This is a genomic window from Candidatus Nitrotoga sp. BS, assembly GCF_927797785.1.
Classification (GTDB): Bacteria; Pseudomonadota; Gammaproteobacteria; order Burkholderiales; family Gallionellaceae; genus Nitrotoga.
In genome coordinates, this window is the sequence record NZ_CAKMLL010000068.1 from 13,097 (window position 1) to 26,501 (window position 13,405).

Genomic DNA, 13,405 nt, shown 5'->3' on the forward strand with positions numbered 1-13,405 from the left:
ATATGGGCTAGAGGCATGCCAGTTAATCTACAATCTCCCGTTTCAAGTGCTCTCCTGCCTGTCAAGGGCGTGCTGCTGGGCACGGCGGAAGCGAGTATCAAAAAGCCCGGGCGCAAGGACTTACTGCTCATGCATCTAACCGAGCAAGCCACGGTGGCCGGTGTATTCACGCAAAACCGCTTCTGCGCTGCGCCGGTTATTGTGGCACGCGAACATCTGGTTGCGCACAAAAACGTGCGCGCATTGGTGGTTAACACGGGTAACGCCAATGCTGGCACCGGTGAGCAGGGATTGGCTGCGGCTCGCGCCACCTGTGCCGAAGTAGCCAATCTGCTGGACTGCGAGGCAGAGCAGGTGCTGCCGTTCTCCACCGGAGTCATCATGGAGGCGTTGCCACTGTCGCGGTTGATATCTGGGCTGCCAACCTGCGTAACTGAACTACGCGAGGATAACTGGCTTAATGCCGCGCAGGCCATCATGACCACTGACATCGTTGCCAAGGCGGCGTCCAAACAAATTATGCTCGATGGTGTAACGATCACAATTACCGGCATTGCTAAAGGCTCCGGCATGATCCATCCCAACATGGCTACCATGCTTGGCTATATTGCCACGGATGCGGCGGTGGCACAGCCTCTGTTGCAACAGTTAGCCACTCACGCCAGTGATGCTTCATTCAACTGCATCACCGTGGATGGCGATACCTCCACAAATGACGCACTGATTGTAATCGCCACCGGCATGAGCGGCGCACAAGCTATCGTTGACGTGACAAGCAGGGCGTTCGAGCAATTGCAGGCGGCAATCACGGATGTTGCCATATTGCTGGCGCAGGCCATCGTGCGTGATGGAGAGGGTGCAACTAAATTTATCACTGTCCAAATTGAAGGGGGAAAGAGCGTGGCGGAGTGCAAGAAAATTGCCTATGCTGTGGCACATTCTCCTTTGGTCAAGACTGCATTCTTCGCTTCTGATCCCAATCTTGGACGCATTCTCGCTGCTATCGGTTACGCCGATGTGCAGGATCTCGACGTGCATCGTCTCAAGCTATATCTTGACGACGTGCTAGTGGCTGAAAATGGTGGGCGCGCTACCAGCTATATTGAAGAAGATGGTCAGCGCATCATGCAACAAAGCGACATTACCATTCGGGTCATGCTAGATCGCGGCACGGCTGTTGCCACAGTATGGACCTGCGATTTCTCTTATGACTATGTCAAGATAAACGCCAGTTATCGTAGCTAGTGCGTCATAATCAGCGATGCTTTTGCAGACTTTGACCTCCAAACATTACTAAGGTCGGTGCTCTCCTTACCTGTTCAACTGAATGCCGACGATAATCGGCGTCTGCGGATTATATTAAGGGGAGATGGAGCGGGCGATGGGAATCGAACCCACGGCGCTAGCTTGGGAAGCTAGGGTATTACCATTATACGACGCCCGCATGTAAAATAGATGTTACCTTAACCAGACCAGAATTTGAAAGTGATTTCAGTCTCAATTAACGGCAAAGTTCGCCAATTCGATAATTCTATTACCATCGCTACGCTCCTCGAACAGATGCAACTGACGGGCAAGCGTATCGCGCTTGAGCTCAACGGTGAAATCTTGCCGCGCGGACAATTCAACCAACAACTGCTGGCAGATGGCGACCAACTTGAAATTGTTGTCGCAGTCGGTGGTGGTTAAACACGGAACACATTAATGAACAAAGATACATTGCTCATCGCGGGCAAAAGCTATAACTCGCGCCTCTTAATCGGCACCGGCAAATACAAGGATTTCACCGAGACTCAGGCAGCGGTGGAGGCCAGCGGCGCCGAAATTATCACCATCGCCATCCGTCGCAGCAACATCGGGCAAAACCCGAACGAGCCAAATCTGCTGGACATTTTACCGCCATCAAAATATACCCTGCTGCCCAACACGGCGGGGTGCTACAGCGCGGACGACGCCGTGCGCACGCTGCGACTCGCACGCGAGCTACTGGACGGGCACAGTCTGGTCAAGCTGGAAGTGCTGGGTGATCCACAATCGCTTTATCCGAATGTTGTAGAGACCCTCGCCGCCGCAAGAACGCTGGTGGCAGATGGCTTTCAGGTGATGGTGTATACCTCGGATGACCCCATCATCGCCAAGCAGCTGGAAGATATCGGCTGTGTCGCCATTATGCCGCTGGCTTCGCTGATCGGCTCCGGCATGGGTATCCTCAATCCGTGGAATTTGCAGCTCATCATGGATCGCGTGCAGGTGCCGGTTATTGTGGATGCGGGAGTGGGCACGGCTTCAGACGCGGCCATCGCCATGGAGCTCGGTTGCCATGGGGTGTTGATGAATACCGCCATTGCCGCCGCACAGCAGCCGGTGTTAATGGCCTCTGCCATGAAGCTGGCCGTGGAGGCGGGTCGCATGGCATTTCTGGCCGGACGCATGCCAAAAAAACTGTATAGCGCTACACCCAGCTCACCTACCAGCGGATTAATAAGTTGATACCACAGCGCTCCTCACACATTCGCAGCTATGTGCTGCGTCAAGGGCGCATCTCCAATGGGCAACAGCGGTGCCTCGACGCGCTCCTGCCAGTTTATGGCATCCCCTACCATTCTCAATCGCTGGATTTGGAAAGTATTTTCGGCAGAACGGCGACTAAAATCCTTGAGATCGGCTTCGGCATGGGAGAAACTACTGCCGCCATTGCCCAATCACATCCGCAAAATGATTATCTTGCCCTTGAGGTACACACCCCGGGCGTGGGTTGTTTGCTCAAACTGATTGAAGAGTTGGATTTGAAAAATATCCGCATCATTCAGCATGATGCAGTTGAAGTACTGCGCGACATGCTGGCCGATAACGTGCTGGACGGTGTCCATATTTTTTTTCCCGATCCCTGGCACAAGACACGCCACAACAAGCGTCGCCTGATTCAACCTCCATTTGTGGCGCAACTGGTGAAGAAAATCAAACCGGGTGGGTATGTTCATGTCGCCACTGATTGGCAGGATTACGCTGAACAGGTTCTCACAGTATTGAGCGGCGAAACATCACTGGAAAATACCGCAGCTGATTATGCACCGCGCCCGGCTTATCGCCCGCTTACCAAGTTCGAACAGCGTGGGCTGCGATTGGGACATGGCGTTTGGGACATGGTATTCAAGAAGCTCTAATCAAATCCACAAAACCTTACTTACGCAAAAAAACCTGCAGCAAGTCATTCAAAAATCGCCGCCCCAACTCGGTCGGTGCGATACGTTGCAGATCACGCTCCAGCAGGCCACGTTGCACAGCCTGCTCCAGTTCACGACGAATCAATAGCAAAGACAAGCTGGTACGCTCGGCAAATAGTGTGTCAGCAAAACCTTGATTCAAGCGCAACGCATTCATCATGAATTCAAACGGCAAATCCTCGCGCTTCACGGACTCTTCGGACTGCACCGGCAAATCCTGCGCGACCTGTTTCAGATACGCCTGCGGCTGTTTATAACGGACCTGTCGCAGCACCTTATCCGGAAAACTCAACTTGCTGTGCGCGCCCGCGCCTATGCCCAGATAATCACCAAACTGCCAGTAATTCAGATTATGGCGTGATTGTTTTTTCGGTTGTGCAAAGGCCGAAGTTTCGTAATGTTGATAACCGTGCTTACTGAGTATTTGTTCAATATTCTGCTGCATGGCGCTACACAGATCATCGTCTGGCAAAGGTGGCGGATAACGGTGAAAAAGTGTATTGGGTTCCAGAGTGAGGTTGTAGCAGGACAAATGTTGCGGTGAAAACTCCAGCGCGGCATGCACATCCTGCACCGCTTCCGCCTGCGTTTGCTGCGGCAAGCCGTACATTAAATCCAGATTAATGTTGTCAAAATGCTGCTGTGCGATTTCTACTGCCCGCCGCGCCTCAGATGCATCATGAATTCGTCCCAGCGCCTTGAGGTGAGTATCGTTGAAACTCTGTATACCAAGCGACAGCCGATTGACTCCGGCATCACGGAAACCCGCAAACTTGTTTGCCTCCACTGTGCCCGGATTGGCTTCCAGCGTAATTTCCGCGCCAAGATCCAGTGGCAATAACATGCGTACTGTAGCGAGAATTTTCTCCATCGCCTGAGCAGAAAGCAGACTGGGCGTACCGCCACCGATGAACACGGTGTAAACCTTGCGTCCCCAAATTTGCGGCAGAGCCAGCTCCAGATCGCGCACTAACGCAGTCACATATTCCTGCTCCGGCAGAGACTCGCGCACCTCATGCGAATTAAAGTCACAATAAGGGCATTTGCGCACACACCACGGAATATGGATGTACAAAGACAACGGCGGTAAAGCTTTAAAACTGATCGCTTGCGTCGTGGAGTTGAGTGGGTGTGAAAGGTGAATGTTCATGGATGCGATTGTACCAACTGAGAGCATAAAATATGGAACAGGCAACTTTTTCAGCAGGGTGTTTCCGGGATGGAGAAGCTGCATTTCGGCAGACGCCAGGCGTACTTGGAACGAGCGTTGGAAATATTGGCGGCAATACGGTCAATCCAACTTAATATGGAAGTGTGCACTGGCACCACTGGCCACGCCTAGGATGACCACCAGCAGTATCTGGAAAAACACGGACAAGGTCACTGTCATTAGAAATGTCAGCGCGAACGACTTCGCCTGCTACTGCGCGCGGTTGGTATACCTGAGAGTGGTTTGCAACGCCAGCACTCTCAAGGCTCCGCAATTTGCAGCTTTTGTAGCAGAATATGCAGTGCCTGTGCACGGTGGCTAATCTCCGCTTTCTCGTCGCGGTTCAATTCCGCACTCATTTTGTTGAGTTGCGGCAACCAGAACAGCGGGTCGTAACCAAATCCTCCTTCGCCGAGCATTTGTTGCGCAATTTCGCCATGCCATTCACCTTCTGCAATCAGCGGCTGCGGATCGTCAGCATGGCGCACCAACACTAGCACACAATAATAATGTGCACGCCGGTCAACCACGTCTTTCATTGCTTGCAACAATTTCTCATTGTTGCGCGAATCCGATTTCGGATCGCCCGCATAACGCGCAGACTGTACTCCCGGTGCGCCGCTCAAAGCCGCGACGCAAATTCCAGAATCGTCCGCCAGTGCGGGCAGGCCACTGATACGGCTGACCTGACGCGCCTTGGCCAGCGCATTCTCAATGAAAGTACAGTGAGGTTCTTCAGCCTCTTCAATGCCCAGTTGCGCCTGCGTCAGTATCTCTATGGGGAGTGACGCAAGCGTTAACTGCAACTCGCGCAATTTGCCCGGATTGTTGGAGGCGATAACTAGCTTATGCATGGTGAGCTACTTCCCCAGCGCCGCGCGCTGTATCTCAATTAATTTGGCGATGCCAGACTGCGCTAAATCGAGCATGGCATCCATTTCAACACGGCTGAAAGCGTGACCTTCTGCCGTACCCTGCACCTCTATAAAATGGCCCGCACTGGTCATCACCACATTCATATCGGTATCACATGCAGCATCTTCGGCGTAATCAAGATCAAGCACTGGTACACCTTGATACATGCCCACCGAAATCGCAGCGACGAAATCGCGTAATGCGCTTTCTTTGATCAACTCTTGTTTGACCAATCCACTAACGGCATCGTGCAAGGCGACAAAAGCACCGGTAATACTGGCGGTACGCGTGCCGCCATCGGCCTGAATCACGTCGCAGTCCACTTGGATGGTGCGCTCGCCCAATAGTTTCAAATCCACTACAGAACGCAAACTGCGTCCTATCAAACGCTGGATTTCCTGCGTCCGTCCAGACTGTTTGCCTTTGGCCGCTTCACGCGCCATGCGGCTGCCGGTTGAGCGTGGCAACATGCCATATTCCGCCGTAACCCATCCCTCACCAGAGCCCTTTTTATGCGGCGGCACACGCTCCTCCACGCTTGCGGTGCAAATCACTTTTGTGTCGCCGCATTCGATCAGCACCGAACCTTCGGCATGCTTGGTGTAATGACGCGTGATGAGAATGGAACGAAGCTGATCAGATTGCCGCTGGCTGGGACGCATAAAATAATCCTGAAAATAGAATGGCACGCATTATAACTTGCGCCACCGCAGTCTTCAGGATTAGTCCCGCGCGACTGCTACAGACGCGTTTTAAACGGTATATAACAAAAATTACACTATGCAATCATCATATAATGCACACACTTCAGCTCAATCTATATTTCCAAAAAAACGTAGCCAGACATAAATAAATCATGGCCTTGATTAACGTTGGAACTGGATTGGGCAATCACTCACACTACATTATCTGGAGTCCCAATGATTTTTAGCATGACCGGTTTTGCCACTGCCGCAACAGAACTCGACAGCGGATCGCTTGCAGTAGAACTGCGTGCAGTCAACCACCGTTACCTCGACCTCCAGATACGCATGCCAGACGAACTGCGCATGCTGGAACCCCTATTGCGTGAGATCCTTGCTGCGCAGCTGACGCGCGGCAAGGTGGAATGCCGTATCGGCTTCTCCGCACGGATATCCGAACAGAATCCGGCGCAGCTCAATCAACCCCTGGTACAACAACTGGCGAAATGGAACGACGAAGTGCAATCCATCCTGTCCGAAGCAAAGGGCTTGAGCGTAGCCGATGTATTGCGTTGGAATGGCGCGCTACTAAGCGCCGCTCTCCCTACCGACACGCTGCAAACCCTGGTGCCTGAACTACTGCAACAAGTGCTGCAAGAATTCACCGCAGCACGTGGACGCGAAGGTGACAAATTACAAGAGTTTCTGTTGCAGCGCATAGAGCAAATCGAAACCTTATGCGCCCTGGTCTCACCGCGCATCCCAACGGCAATTGCGGCGTATGAAGAAAAACTGGTCGCGCGTTTGCGTATAGCGCTGCAAACAGGAGACGATGAACGCGTGCGGCAGGAAATTACACTGTTTGCCAGCAAAATTGACGTGGATGAAGAATTGTCACGCCTGCAAACGCATCTGGTAGAAATGAAGCGAGTACTGGTCAAAGGCGGGGCAGTAGGCAAGCGGCTGGATTTTCTGATGCAGGAGCTTCACCGCGAAGCAAACACGCTAGGCTCAAAGTCCGTCGACGCAGAAGTATCCCGTGCATCGATGGAAATGAAGCTTTTGATAGAACAGATGCGAGAGCAGATTCAGAACTTAGAGTAATGTTTCATTTTGTTGCAAGTCATGTGATGTATTTATAGCCCTCGTTACTTGAACTGGGAAGACGAAGATGATGTACAACAAGAATAAAACGATGAATTTGCTAACTAAATTCGGATGTGGTGTAGGCTTTACATTCAATTAAAGCAGTTGATTAACAGACATAAGCACCACTTTATGCATCTATAGGTATTTTTAGTGGCATTTTTTGGGGTACCTAATTTACGTTAGGTCACAACACATAGGAGCGGTACTTAACATGCAAAAATACTATCCGCCTGAATTCCAAGAAGCTCAATTTCATTGTATTCATTGCGGGGTATATGCAGCACAGTATTGGCACAACTTATATTACAAAACGGAGCATAGGAGTATCTATACTGAGCAACACCTCAAATTTTGCGCATGCAGTCACTGCTCTAAATGGTCGTACTGGTTTGACGAACGGATGATCGTGCCCTCAGACGCACCAGTACAGCCCCCACACCTCGATATGCCGCAGAAGTGCCTTCCAGAATATCAAGAGGCGCGTTCGATCGTCTCTGCTTCTCCTCGTGCAGCATCTGCGCTGCTGCGGCTAGCAGTTCAGCAGCTAATGCCAATACTTGGAGAATCTGGTAAGAATATTAATGATGATATCGCTAGCCTCGTGAAGAAGGGTCTCCCTGTACAAGTCCAACAGGCATTAGACTTCTGCCGTATTGTTGGCAACAATGCTGTGCACCCAGGTGAGATTGATCTGAACGACACACCTGAAATTGCCCACCAAATTTTCGCGATGATCAATTTCATCGTTGAGGACCGAATCAGCCGCCCCAAGCAAATTGAGGCACTCTACTCAAATCTACCTGAGGCCGCACGTAATGCAATTGCGGTGCGTGATGGAAAAGCCCCTTAAGTCGGGTTAGCGCAGCGTAACCCGACGATTAACTTGTACGAATTGACGTTATTCGAGGATAAACCATGCAATGAGATACCGGCGCGCTTTCGTTTCTGGTGGTTCATTCTTCTTCACATTGGTGACGGAGAAGCGGCGACCGTTGTTTGCATCAGCGGAGGCTGTGGATGTCTTGCGACGTGCATTTCGCTCGGTGCGCTCCACTCGCCCTTTTGTGCTTGATGCGATAGTGGTTTTGCCCGATCACTTGCATTGCATTTGGACATTGCCACCCGGCGACGCGGATTTTGCCACTCGCTGGCGACTGGTTAAAACATGGTTCACCAAGCATTGCGATCCGGCGCTACGTCCCGCACCAAGCGCTGTACAGACGAGAAGGCAAGAGCAGGCGTTATGGCAGCATCGTTATTGGGAACATATGCTGCGAGACGAAGCCGATTTCGAGCGCCATGTGGAATACATCCATTACAATCCGGTGAAACACGGGTATGTGGCATCGCCGTTGGCGTGGCCGCATTCCAGCTTCCCGCGATATGTCGAATCTGGGGTTTATGAGGCGGGCTGGGGGCAGGGGCAGATGGATTTTGAGGATATTGGGCATGAATGAGGGAATGTCGGGTTACGCTACGCCAACCCGCCCTACGTGCCTGTATCTATTTAATATTTATAAAATTAATTTTAAGGAGATAATTAATGATGATGAATGCCCAACTAATTTTTCACAGGTTTTTTCTCATGACTGTCGTAATGTTCTCATTAACTACAGTTAGTAGCCATGCCGCTGAATCTGCGGAAGACTTGAACAGAGAGGCTACTCAAGCACTTCAAAGTTTGCTCAAATCCAATTCTATTGCAGCAGAATTTTCAAAGATTGCTAAGGCCGTAATAGTGTTCCCCAACATTGTCAAAGCCGGACTTGTATTTGGAGGGAGCTATGGTGAAGGGGTCTTAATGAAAAATGGCTCTGTTGCAGGTTATTATAATTCGGTAGGAATATCGTGGGGTTTGCAGGCAGGTGCACAATCGTATGGTTACGTTTTGTTTCTCATGAACGACAAGGCCATAAATTATCTAGAAAAATCGAAGGGCTGGGAAGTGGGTGTAGGACCGTCTGTAGTTGTGATGAATGAAGGAGTCGCTAAGAATGTCTCCACAACAACATTAAAAGATGACGCCTACGCTTTCATATTTGACATGCAGGGACTCATGGCGAGCATAAGCATTGAAGGTACAAAAATTTCCCAAATCAAGCGTTGAATTGCATTGCCAGATCCTGAGAAAAAACAATTTATTCCTCAGAAAAAATGGCTATGAATGGTTAAAGCAGACTTGCCCATCTCTACTTGGCTTAATCCGTTGCCCTGCGAGATTCATGATAGGGGGAGGATATAAGCCTCCTCTCTGTCTTGGGCAAAAAGTTTTTGGCAAGCGTATGGAACAGCGGTGTGGGACAGATCAATTTCGAGCAGACTTTTGCTATGAAAGCAGCTGCCATCATCGGCAAGATCATCTCGTGGTTGTCTGTCATCTCGATGACGATAACGAAAGCGGTAATGGGTGCCTGGGTTACGCCGGCGAAGTAAGCAACCATTCCAAGGATGATGGCAGCACCTGTAGGTACCGAGGTGAAGAAGTGCGCAATGTTGGCGCCGAATCCCGCCCCTGCAGAAAGCGTTGGCGCCATGATCCCCCCCGGAATTCCGCTGACGTAGGAAACGATGGTGGCAACCATTTTCAACAAGCCGTAGCTTTCCGGTAATTCTGCGTTGGCGTCAAGAAGTGATTTGGCTTCGATGTATCCGCTTCCGTAAGTGCTATTACCGGATGCCAGACCTATCAGTGCCAGTGCAACACCACAACAACCGGCAAAAGCGACCGGTTTTTCCCGCATCAACTTGCCCATACGGCCTTTCAAACCCTTGTTGACTTCGATCAGGATGCGGCTGAACCCTCCGCCCAGCAATCCGCCGCTGATGCCGCAGAATATGACCACACTCCATTCCCTGCCGAGCACCAGTGTTTCAGAGGTGTGGCCGAAGTAGGAATAATTACCCAGCAACGCCAGTGAAGTGATACCGGCAATGATTACTGTCATGAGGATCGTTGAACTGTTGTGCTCTTCAAAGGATCGGCTCATCTCTTCGATGGCAAACACGATGCCGGCCAGCGGTGTGTTGAAAGCAGCTGCGACACCTGCTGCGCCGCCGGCAAGTATCAAACCCTTTTCAAGATCGTGCCTGGGGAAGCGTGCAAGGTTGCCCAGACTGTGCATGATGGCTGCGCCGATTTGTACCGTCGGACCTTCGCGTCCCACGGAAGCGCCAAAAAAAAGTCCAGCGATACAGAGCATGATTTTCCCGAAAGCCACGCGCAATGAAAGCATACGATCACGGATTTCGGAGCTTTCATTTTTTTCAAGAGAGGCAATGGTCTGGGGAATACCGCTACCTTGGGATCCCGGGAAGAATTTTCGGGTCACAAAGACGATCATCATGAGACCCAGTGGAGTGAGTATCAGCGGAAGATAGGGGGAGTACGCAAGCAATTTATGAAACAGGGCATTTGCCTGCTCACAGGCAACAGCAAAAAAAATTGCAACCACGCCGACGCTGACTGCGCCGCTCCAGAATACAAGCCGGCGCTTCCATTCAAGAATCTGCTTTTCTTCCAGAAACGGGAATTTCATCAGTTAATCGAGGTTCCAGCTTGATAATAAATACTTTTCAGGCCGCCATTATACATAGAGCCTGAGGTCACCCCAAAATTTGCAGCACTGGATGATCATAATGCAACCTTTCCAGAGCCTACGGAACTCTCGTGACGGGAATACCGCCATTTAAATGGTCTAGCAGCCTATCAGGATTTCGTTGTGCTGCTCTGCGTCTTAACGATATTGACAGGATCCTGATACACCTCGCGCATCTTGTCGTAGAGCGGGATGGTCGTGCCGTTGATACGGTTTTGCATCAGCGCATCGAGATCGACATCTGCAACCACCACCTGCTCCATGTTGGCAACGCCTTCTGCGGCGATGCCATCGCGCGAAAACGGAAAATCAGACGGCGTCATGATACAAGCTTGGCCGTAATGCATACCCAGCCCTTCCACCGCAAGGTTACCCACGGTGCTGGTCATCGCGACGTAGACCTGATTCTCGATGGCGCGCGCATGGGCGCAGTAGCGCACCCGCAAGTAACCCTGGCGGTCGTCTGTGGAAGACGGCACAAACAGGATATCCGCGCCCGCCTCGCACACCATCCTGGACAATTCTGGAAACTCAATGTCATAGCAGATCAGGATACTGACCGCGCCATATTCAGTCTGAAAAAGGTGCAGCTTGCTTCCCGCCGAAGTATCCCACTTTTCGCGCTCCCAGCGGGTGCGGTGGATCTTGTCCTGCATGAACATCTCGCCCTGCGGCGAGAACATGAACGAGGTGTTGTAGAGCAGGCCGGCGCGCAGGTTGGGGTGGCTGCCGGCGATCAGGTAAAACCCGTATTTCTTGGCCATCTCGATCATCAGTTCCTGATAGCGCGGGGTGAAGTCGTGCATGCGCCGCACAGCGGCCTTGATATCGTTATCCGTATCCAAGAATGACAGCAACTGGCTGGTAAAAATCTCCGGCAGCATCACAAAGTTCGGTTTGTATTCTGCAGCTGCCTTGAGCATGAAGCGAACCTGGTTTTCAAAACCGTCCCAGTCTTTGATTGAGCGGAGCAGATATTGTACAGCGGCGATACGGACTTTCACGGCGCTTCTCCTTGCATGATGAGACTGGGCTTCTTTGCATTGTAACGCGGGTTGAGCCACACGATCAGTGCGGCATAACCGTGGCTCTCCTGATCTTCCGGTATGTAGCCAACAACGATGCCGCAGTACTGGAATTCCTCGCGCAACTGGAAGCTGAGCACCGGATCCTGAAGATCGCCCCACACGACCTTCTGCGCATAGAGTTCGGCGGGCATCTGGTCTGCATAACGGTGGTAGCCCGGCAGGCGGCCGCAGGCCATGATGCGTTTCAGGTTGAGCCGACGGCACAGACGCCGGCGCTCGTGATACAGTGCATGCCCTATCCCCGCACCGCGCTTATGCGGATGTACGAATACTTCGGCGGCATACAGCGTGCGACCTTCGGGATTGTGGGTGTTGAAGCTGCCACGGGCGGTGATCTCTTTCCAGGTATGTTCCACCTGCCATTCATCCCACAGCACCACGAACGAACTCGACGCGCCCACCAACTCACCATTGATCTCGGCGACGAACTGTCCCTGAGGAAACACTTCCAGCTGATTCAGCAGCAGATCCTCACGCCAGGGCGGGATAGTCGGATAGACGTGCTTTTGCAACTCGATCAACGGAATGACATCTGCATGGGTGGTATTGCGAATAACGACTTTCCTGCTCATACATGAATTATGATTCTTGTGATTTACCAATGGCCAGTTTACGCTTTTTTAAATCCGATTGCCCCCGGATTCGCATCACTTTGCGTGTGCCGAAGATTGGCTTTTAGAGTTGCACAACACTGTTACCGGCCCATCAAATCGCAACCATATAAAATCGAACAGGAGATCAAAACCAATTACAGTCTTTGTCGACTTATCTACATCTGCGTAGTACGCTATGCAACAATTTCTATCTGGTCAGTTTTAACCCGGCACAACTGGTCAATCCGAAGCCAGCGCCAACAAAACGAACACACTCTCGCCTATAAGCCAGTCAAAATTATGAACCAAACTACAGAAACTTTAATAAATGCGACCATTAATGGTAAAGCTATAAGCGCTCCGGAGTATTTATCAGTCATTCAGGCGTTATGGCATGCGGGCTATCCAAGGATAAAAAGCGTGGGTTGCCTTGAGGGTGTTTGCGGCACCTGCAGGGTATTGGTGCGCAGGCAAAATTCTCAAACCATTAGCACTGAATTAGGTTGTCAGGTGCTGATTGAAGAAGGCATGCAGGTTAATTTCCTGGCTTTCCCAACGCCTGCACAACAGCATTACAAACTAGAAGATATCCGTAATTCATGGGAAGTACAGGACAATTTCCATACAATTTTCCCGGAAGCGGAAAATTGTCGGCATTGTGGTGGCTGCAATACAACCTGCCCCAAAGGGATAAATGTCGAAAGAGGCGTGATTCTTGCCGCCAAGGGACGTTTCAGAGAAGCCGGTGATCTTTTTACAGAATGTGTGCTGTGTGACCTTTGCCAAAGTGCATGCCCTGAAAATATCGCCCCGAATCATGTTGGCATTTTTTCTCGTCGAGTTACTGCTCACCTGCATACACGTCCATCCAATTTAATAAATAGACTTGAGCTATTACGCAAGGGTGAGCTTAAAGTCGTCATCTGATGCTGAGATAAAAAATTTAT

General features: G+C 51.1%; 16 protein-coding genes and 1 tRNA gene. 10 read left to right on the forward strand and 7 right to left on the reverse strand.

Annotated features, from left to right (window positions below):
- Window positions 1–15: 15 nt before the first annotated feature.
- Window positions 16–1,245: a bifunctional glutamate N-acetyltransferase/amino-acid acetyltransferase ArgJ gene (gene argJ / locus MJ769_RS08235; RefSeq protein WP_239236169.1), complete on the forward strand. Its 1,230-nt coding sequence runs from the start codon at window positions 16–18 to the stop codon at window positions 1,243–1,245.
- A gap of 125 nt (window positions 1,246–1,370) precedes the next feature.
- Here argJ and MJ769_RS08240 read toward each other — a convergent pair.
- A tRNA-Gly gene (locus MJ769_RS08240) sits at window positions 1,371–1,444 on the reverse strand.
- A 41-nt stretch (window positions 1,445–1,485) separates the two neighbouring features.
- On the opposite strand from MJ769_RS08240, the gene thiS reads away from it, so the two are divergent.
- From thiS to trmB, 3 genes are read left to right on the forward strand one after another with little or no spacing between them, the layout of a single operon-like run.
- The gene (gene thiS / locus MJ769_RS08245) at window positions 1,486–1,689 is read left to right on the forward strand and encodes a sulfur carrier protein ThiS (protein ID WP_239236170.1); all 204 of its coding nucleotides are present in this window, start codon (window positions 1,486–1,488) and stop codon (window positions 1,687–1,689) included.
- 15 nt (window positions 1,690–1,704) lie between these two features.
- Window positions 1,705–2,490 carry a thiazole synthase gene (locus tag MJ769_RS08250; protein WP_239236172.1) on the forward strand — a complete coding sequence of 262 codons (786 nt, stop codon included), beginning with the start codon at window positions 1,705–1,707 and terminating at the stop codon, window positions 2,488–2,490.
- Window positions 2,487–3,164, forward strand: a complete 678-nt coding sequence (gene trmB, locus MJ769_RS08255) for a tRNA (guanosine(46)-N7)-methyltransferase TrmB (protein ID WP_239236174.1) — start codon at window positions 2,487–2,489, stop codon at window positions 3,162–3,164. The genes MJ769_RS08250 and trmB overlap by 4 nt, the downstream gene beginning before the upstream one ends.
- 16 nt (window positions 3,165–3,180) lie before the next feature.
- Here the strand turns inward: trmB and hemW are convergent, their stop codons facing one another.
- On the reverse strand, window positions 3,181–4,374 hold the full coding sequence (gene hemW, locus MJ769_RS08260; protein WP_239236176.1) for a radical SAM family heme chaperone HemW: 1,194 nt from the start codon (window positions 4,372–4,374) through the stop codon (window positions 3,181–3,183).
- 32 nt (window positions 4,375–4,406) lie between these two features.
- On the opposite strand from hemW, the gene MJ769_RS08265 reads away from it, so the two are divergent.
- On the forward strand, window positions 4,407–4,529 hold the full coding sequence (locus MJ769_RS08265) for a peptide-methionine (S)-S-oxide reductase (RefSeq protein ID WP_239236177.1): 123 nt from the start codon (window positions 4,407–4,409) through the stop codon (window positions 4,527–4,529).
- A gap of 165 nt (window positions 4,530–4,694) precedes the next feature.
- Here MJ769_RS08265 and rdgB read toward each other — a convergent pair whose 3' ends face one another.
- Together rdgB and rph are read right to left on the reverse strand one after the other, a co-directional pair.
- On the reverse strand, window positions 4,695–5,288 hold the full coding sequence (gene rdgB, locus MJ769_RS08270; protein WP_239236178.1) for an RdgB/HAM1 family non-canonical purine NTP pyrophosphatase: 594 nt from the start codon (window positions 5,286–5,288) through the stop codon (window positions 4,695–4,697).
- A gap of 6 nt (window positions 5,289–5,294) precedes the next feature.
- Window positions 5,295–6,011: a ribonuclease PH gene (rph, locus tag MJ769_RS08275; protein ID WP_239236180.1), complete on the reverse strand. Its 717-nt coding sequence runs from the start codon at window positions 6,009–6,011 to the stop codon at window positions 5,295–5,297.
- A gap of 258 nt (window positions 6,012–6,269) precedes the next feature.
- Between rph and MJ769_RS08280 the strand changes: the two genes are divergently transcribed.
- From MJ769_RS08280 to MJ769_RS08295, 4 genes are all read left to right on the forward strand, one after another.
- On the forward strand, window positions 6,270–7,136 hold the full coding sequence (locus MJ769_RS08280; protein WP_239236181.1) for a YicC/YloC family endoribonuclease: 867 nt from the start codon (window positions 6,270–6,272) through the stop codon (window positions 7,134–7,136).
- Window positions 7,137–7,392: 256 nt separating this feature from the next.
- Entirely contained in the window at window positions 7,393–8,031 is a 639-nt protein-coding gene (locus MJ769_RS08285; RefSeq protein ID WP_239236183.1) for a DUF4145 domain-containing protein, read from the forward strand.
- 70 nt (window positions 8,032–8,101) lie between these two features.
- Window positions 8,102–8,638 carry an REP-associated tyrosine transposase gene (locus tag MJ769_RS08290; protein ID WP_239236185.1) on the forward strand — a complete coding sequence of 179 codons (537 nt, stop codon included), beginning with the start codon at window positions 8,102–8,104 and terminating at the stop codon, window positions 8,636–8,638.
- An 86-nt stretch (window positions 8,639–8,724) separates the two neighbouring features.
- The gene (locus tag MJ769_RS08295; protein ID WP_239236186.1) at window positions 8,725–9,288 is read left to right on the forward strand and encodes a lipid-binding SYLF domain-containing protein; all 564 of its coding nucleotides are present in this window, start codon (window positions 8,725–8,727) and stop codon (window positions 9,286–9,288) included.
- A 91-nt stretch (window positions 9,289–9,379) separates the two neighbouring features.
- On the opposite strand, the gene MJ769_RS08300 is transcribed toward MJ769_RS08295, so the two are convergent.
- From MJ769_RS08300 to MJ769_RS08310, 3 genes are all read right to left on the reverse strand, one after another.
- Window positions 9,380–10,717, reverse strand: a complete 1,338-nt coding sequence (locus MJ769_RS08300; protein ID WP_239236188.1) for a chloride channel protein — start codon at window positions 10,715–10,717, stop codon at window positions 9,380–9,382.
- A 170-nt stretch (window positions 10,718–10,887) separates the two neighbouring features.
- The gene (locus tag MJ769_RS08305; RefSeq protein ID WP_239236189.1) at window positions 10,888–11,781 is read right to left on the reverse strand and encodes a carbon-nitrogen hydrolase family protein; all 894 of its coding nucleotides are present in this window, start codon (window positions 11,779–11,781) and stop codon (window positions 10,888–10,890) included.
- Entirely contained in the window at window positions 11,778–12,437 is a 660-nt protein-coding gene (locus tag MJ769_RS08310; RefSeq protein ID WP_239236191.1) for a GNAT family N-acetyltransferase, read from the reverse strand. The genes MJ769_RS08305 and MJ769_RS08310 overlap by 4 nt, the downstream gene beginning before the upstream one ends.
- 321 nt (window positions 12,438–12,758) lie before the next feature.
- On the opposite strand from MJ769_RS08310, the gene MJ769_RS08315 reads away from it, so the two are divergent.
- Window positions 12,759–13,385: a 2Fe-2S iron-sulfur cluster-binding protein gene (locus MJ769_RS08315; protein WP_239236193.1), complete on the forward strand. Its 627-nt coding sequence runs from the start codon at window positions 12,759–12,761 to the stop codon at window positions 13,383–13,385.
- The last annotated feature ends 20 nt before the right edge of the window (window positions 13,386–13,405 follow it).

Bases quoted from the DNA above. Each gene is read 5' to 3' on its own strand.
- argJ (WP_239236169.1), top strand. From the start codon at position 16: ATGCCAGTTAATCTACAATCTCCCGTTTCAAGTGCTCTCCTGCCTGTC.
- MJ769_RS08250 (WP_239236172.1), top strand. From the start codon at position 1,705: ATGAACAAAGATACATTGCTCATCGCGGGCAAAAGCTATAACTCGCGC.
- hemW (WP_239236176.1), bottom strand. From the start codon at position 4,374: ATGAACATTCACCTTTCACACCCACTCAACTCCACGACGCAAGCGATC.
- MJ769_RS08265 (WP_239236177.1), top strand. From the start codon at position 4,407: ATGGAACAGGCAACTTTTTCAGCAGGGTGTTTCCGGGATGGAGAAGCT.
- rdgB (WP_239236178.1), bottom strand. From the start codon at position 5,288: ATGCATAAGCTAGTTATCGCCTCCAACAATCCGGGCAAATTGCGCGAG.
- rph (WP_239236180.1), bottom strand. From the start codon at position 6,011: ATGCGTCCCAGCCAGCGGCAATCTGATCAGCTTCGTTCCATTCTCATC.
- MJ769_RS08280 (WP_239236181.1), top strand. From the start codon at position 6,270: ATGATTTTTAGCATGACCGGTTTTGCCACTGCCGCAACAGAACTCGAC.
- MJ769_RS08285 (WP_239236183.1), top strand. From the start codon at position 7,393: ATGCAAAAATACTATCCGCCTGAATTCCAAGAAGCTCAATTTCATTGT.
- MJ769_RS08290 (WP_239236185.1), top strand. From the start codon at position 8,102: ATGAGATACCGGCGCGCTTTCGTTTCTGGTGGTTCATTCTTCTTCACA.
- MJ769_RS08295 (WP_239236186.1), top strand. From the start codon at position 8,725: ATGATGATGAATGCCCAACTAATTTTTCACAGGTTTTTTCTCATGACT.
- MJ769_RS08300 (WP_239236188.1), bottom strand. From the start codon at position 10,717: ATGAAATTCCCGTTTCTGGAAGAAAAGCAGATTCTTGAATGGAAGCGC.
- MJ769_RS08310 (WP_239236191.1), bottom strand. From the start codon at position 12,437: ATGAGCAGGAAAGTCGTTATTCGCAATACCACCCATGCAGATGTCATT.
- MJ769_RS08315 (WP_239236193.1), top strand. From the start codon at position 12,759: ATGAACCAAACTACAGAAACTTTAATAAATGCGACCATTAATGGTAAA.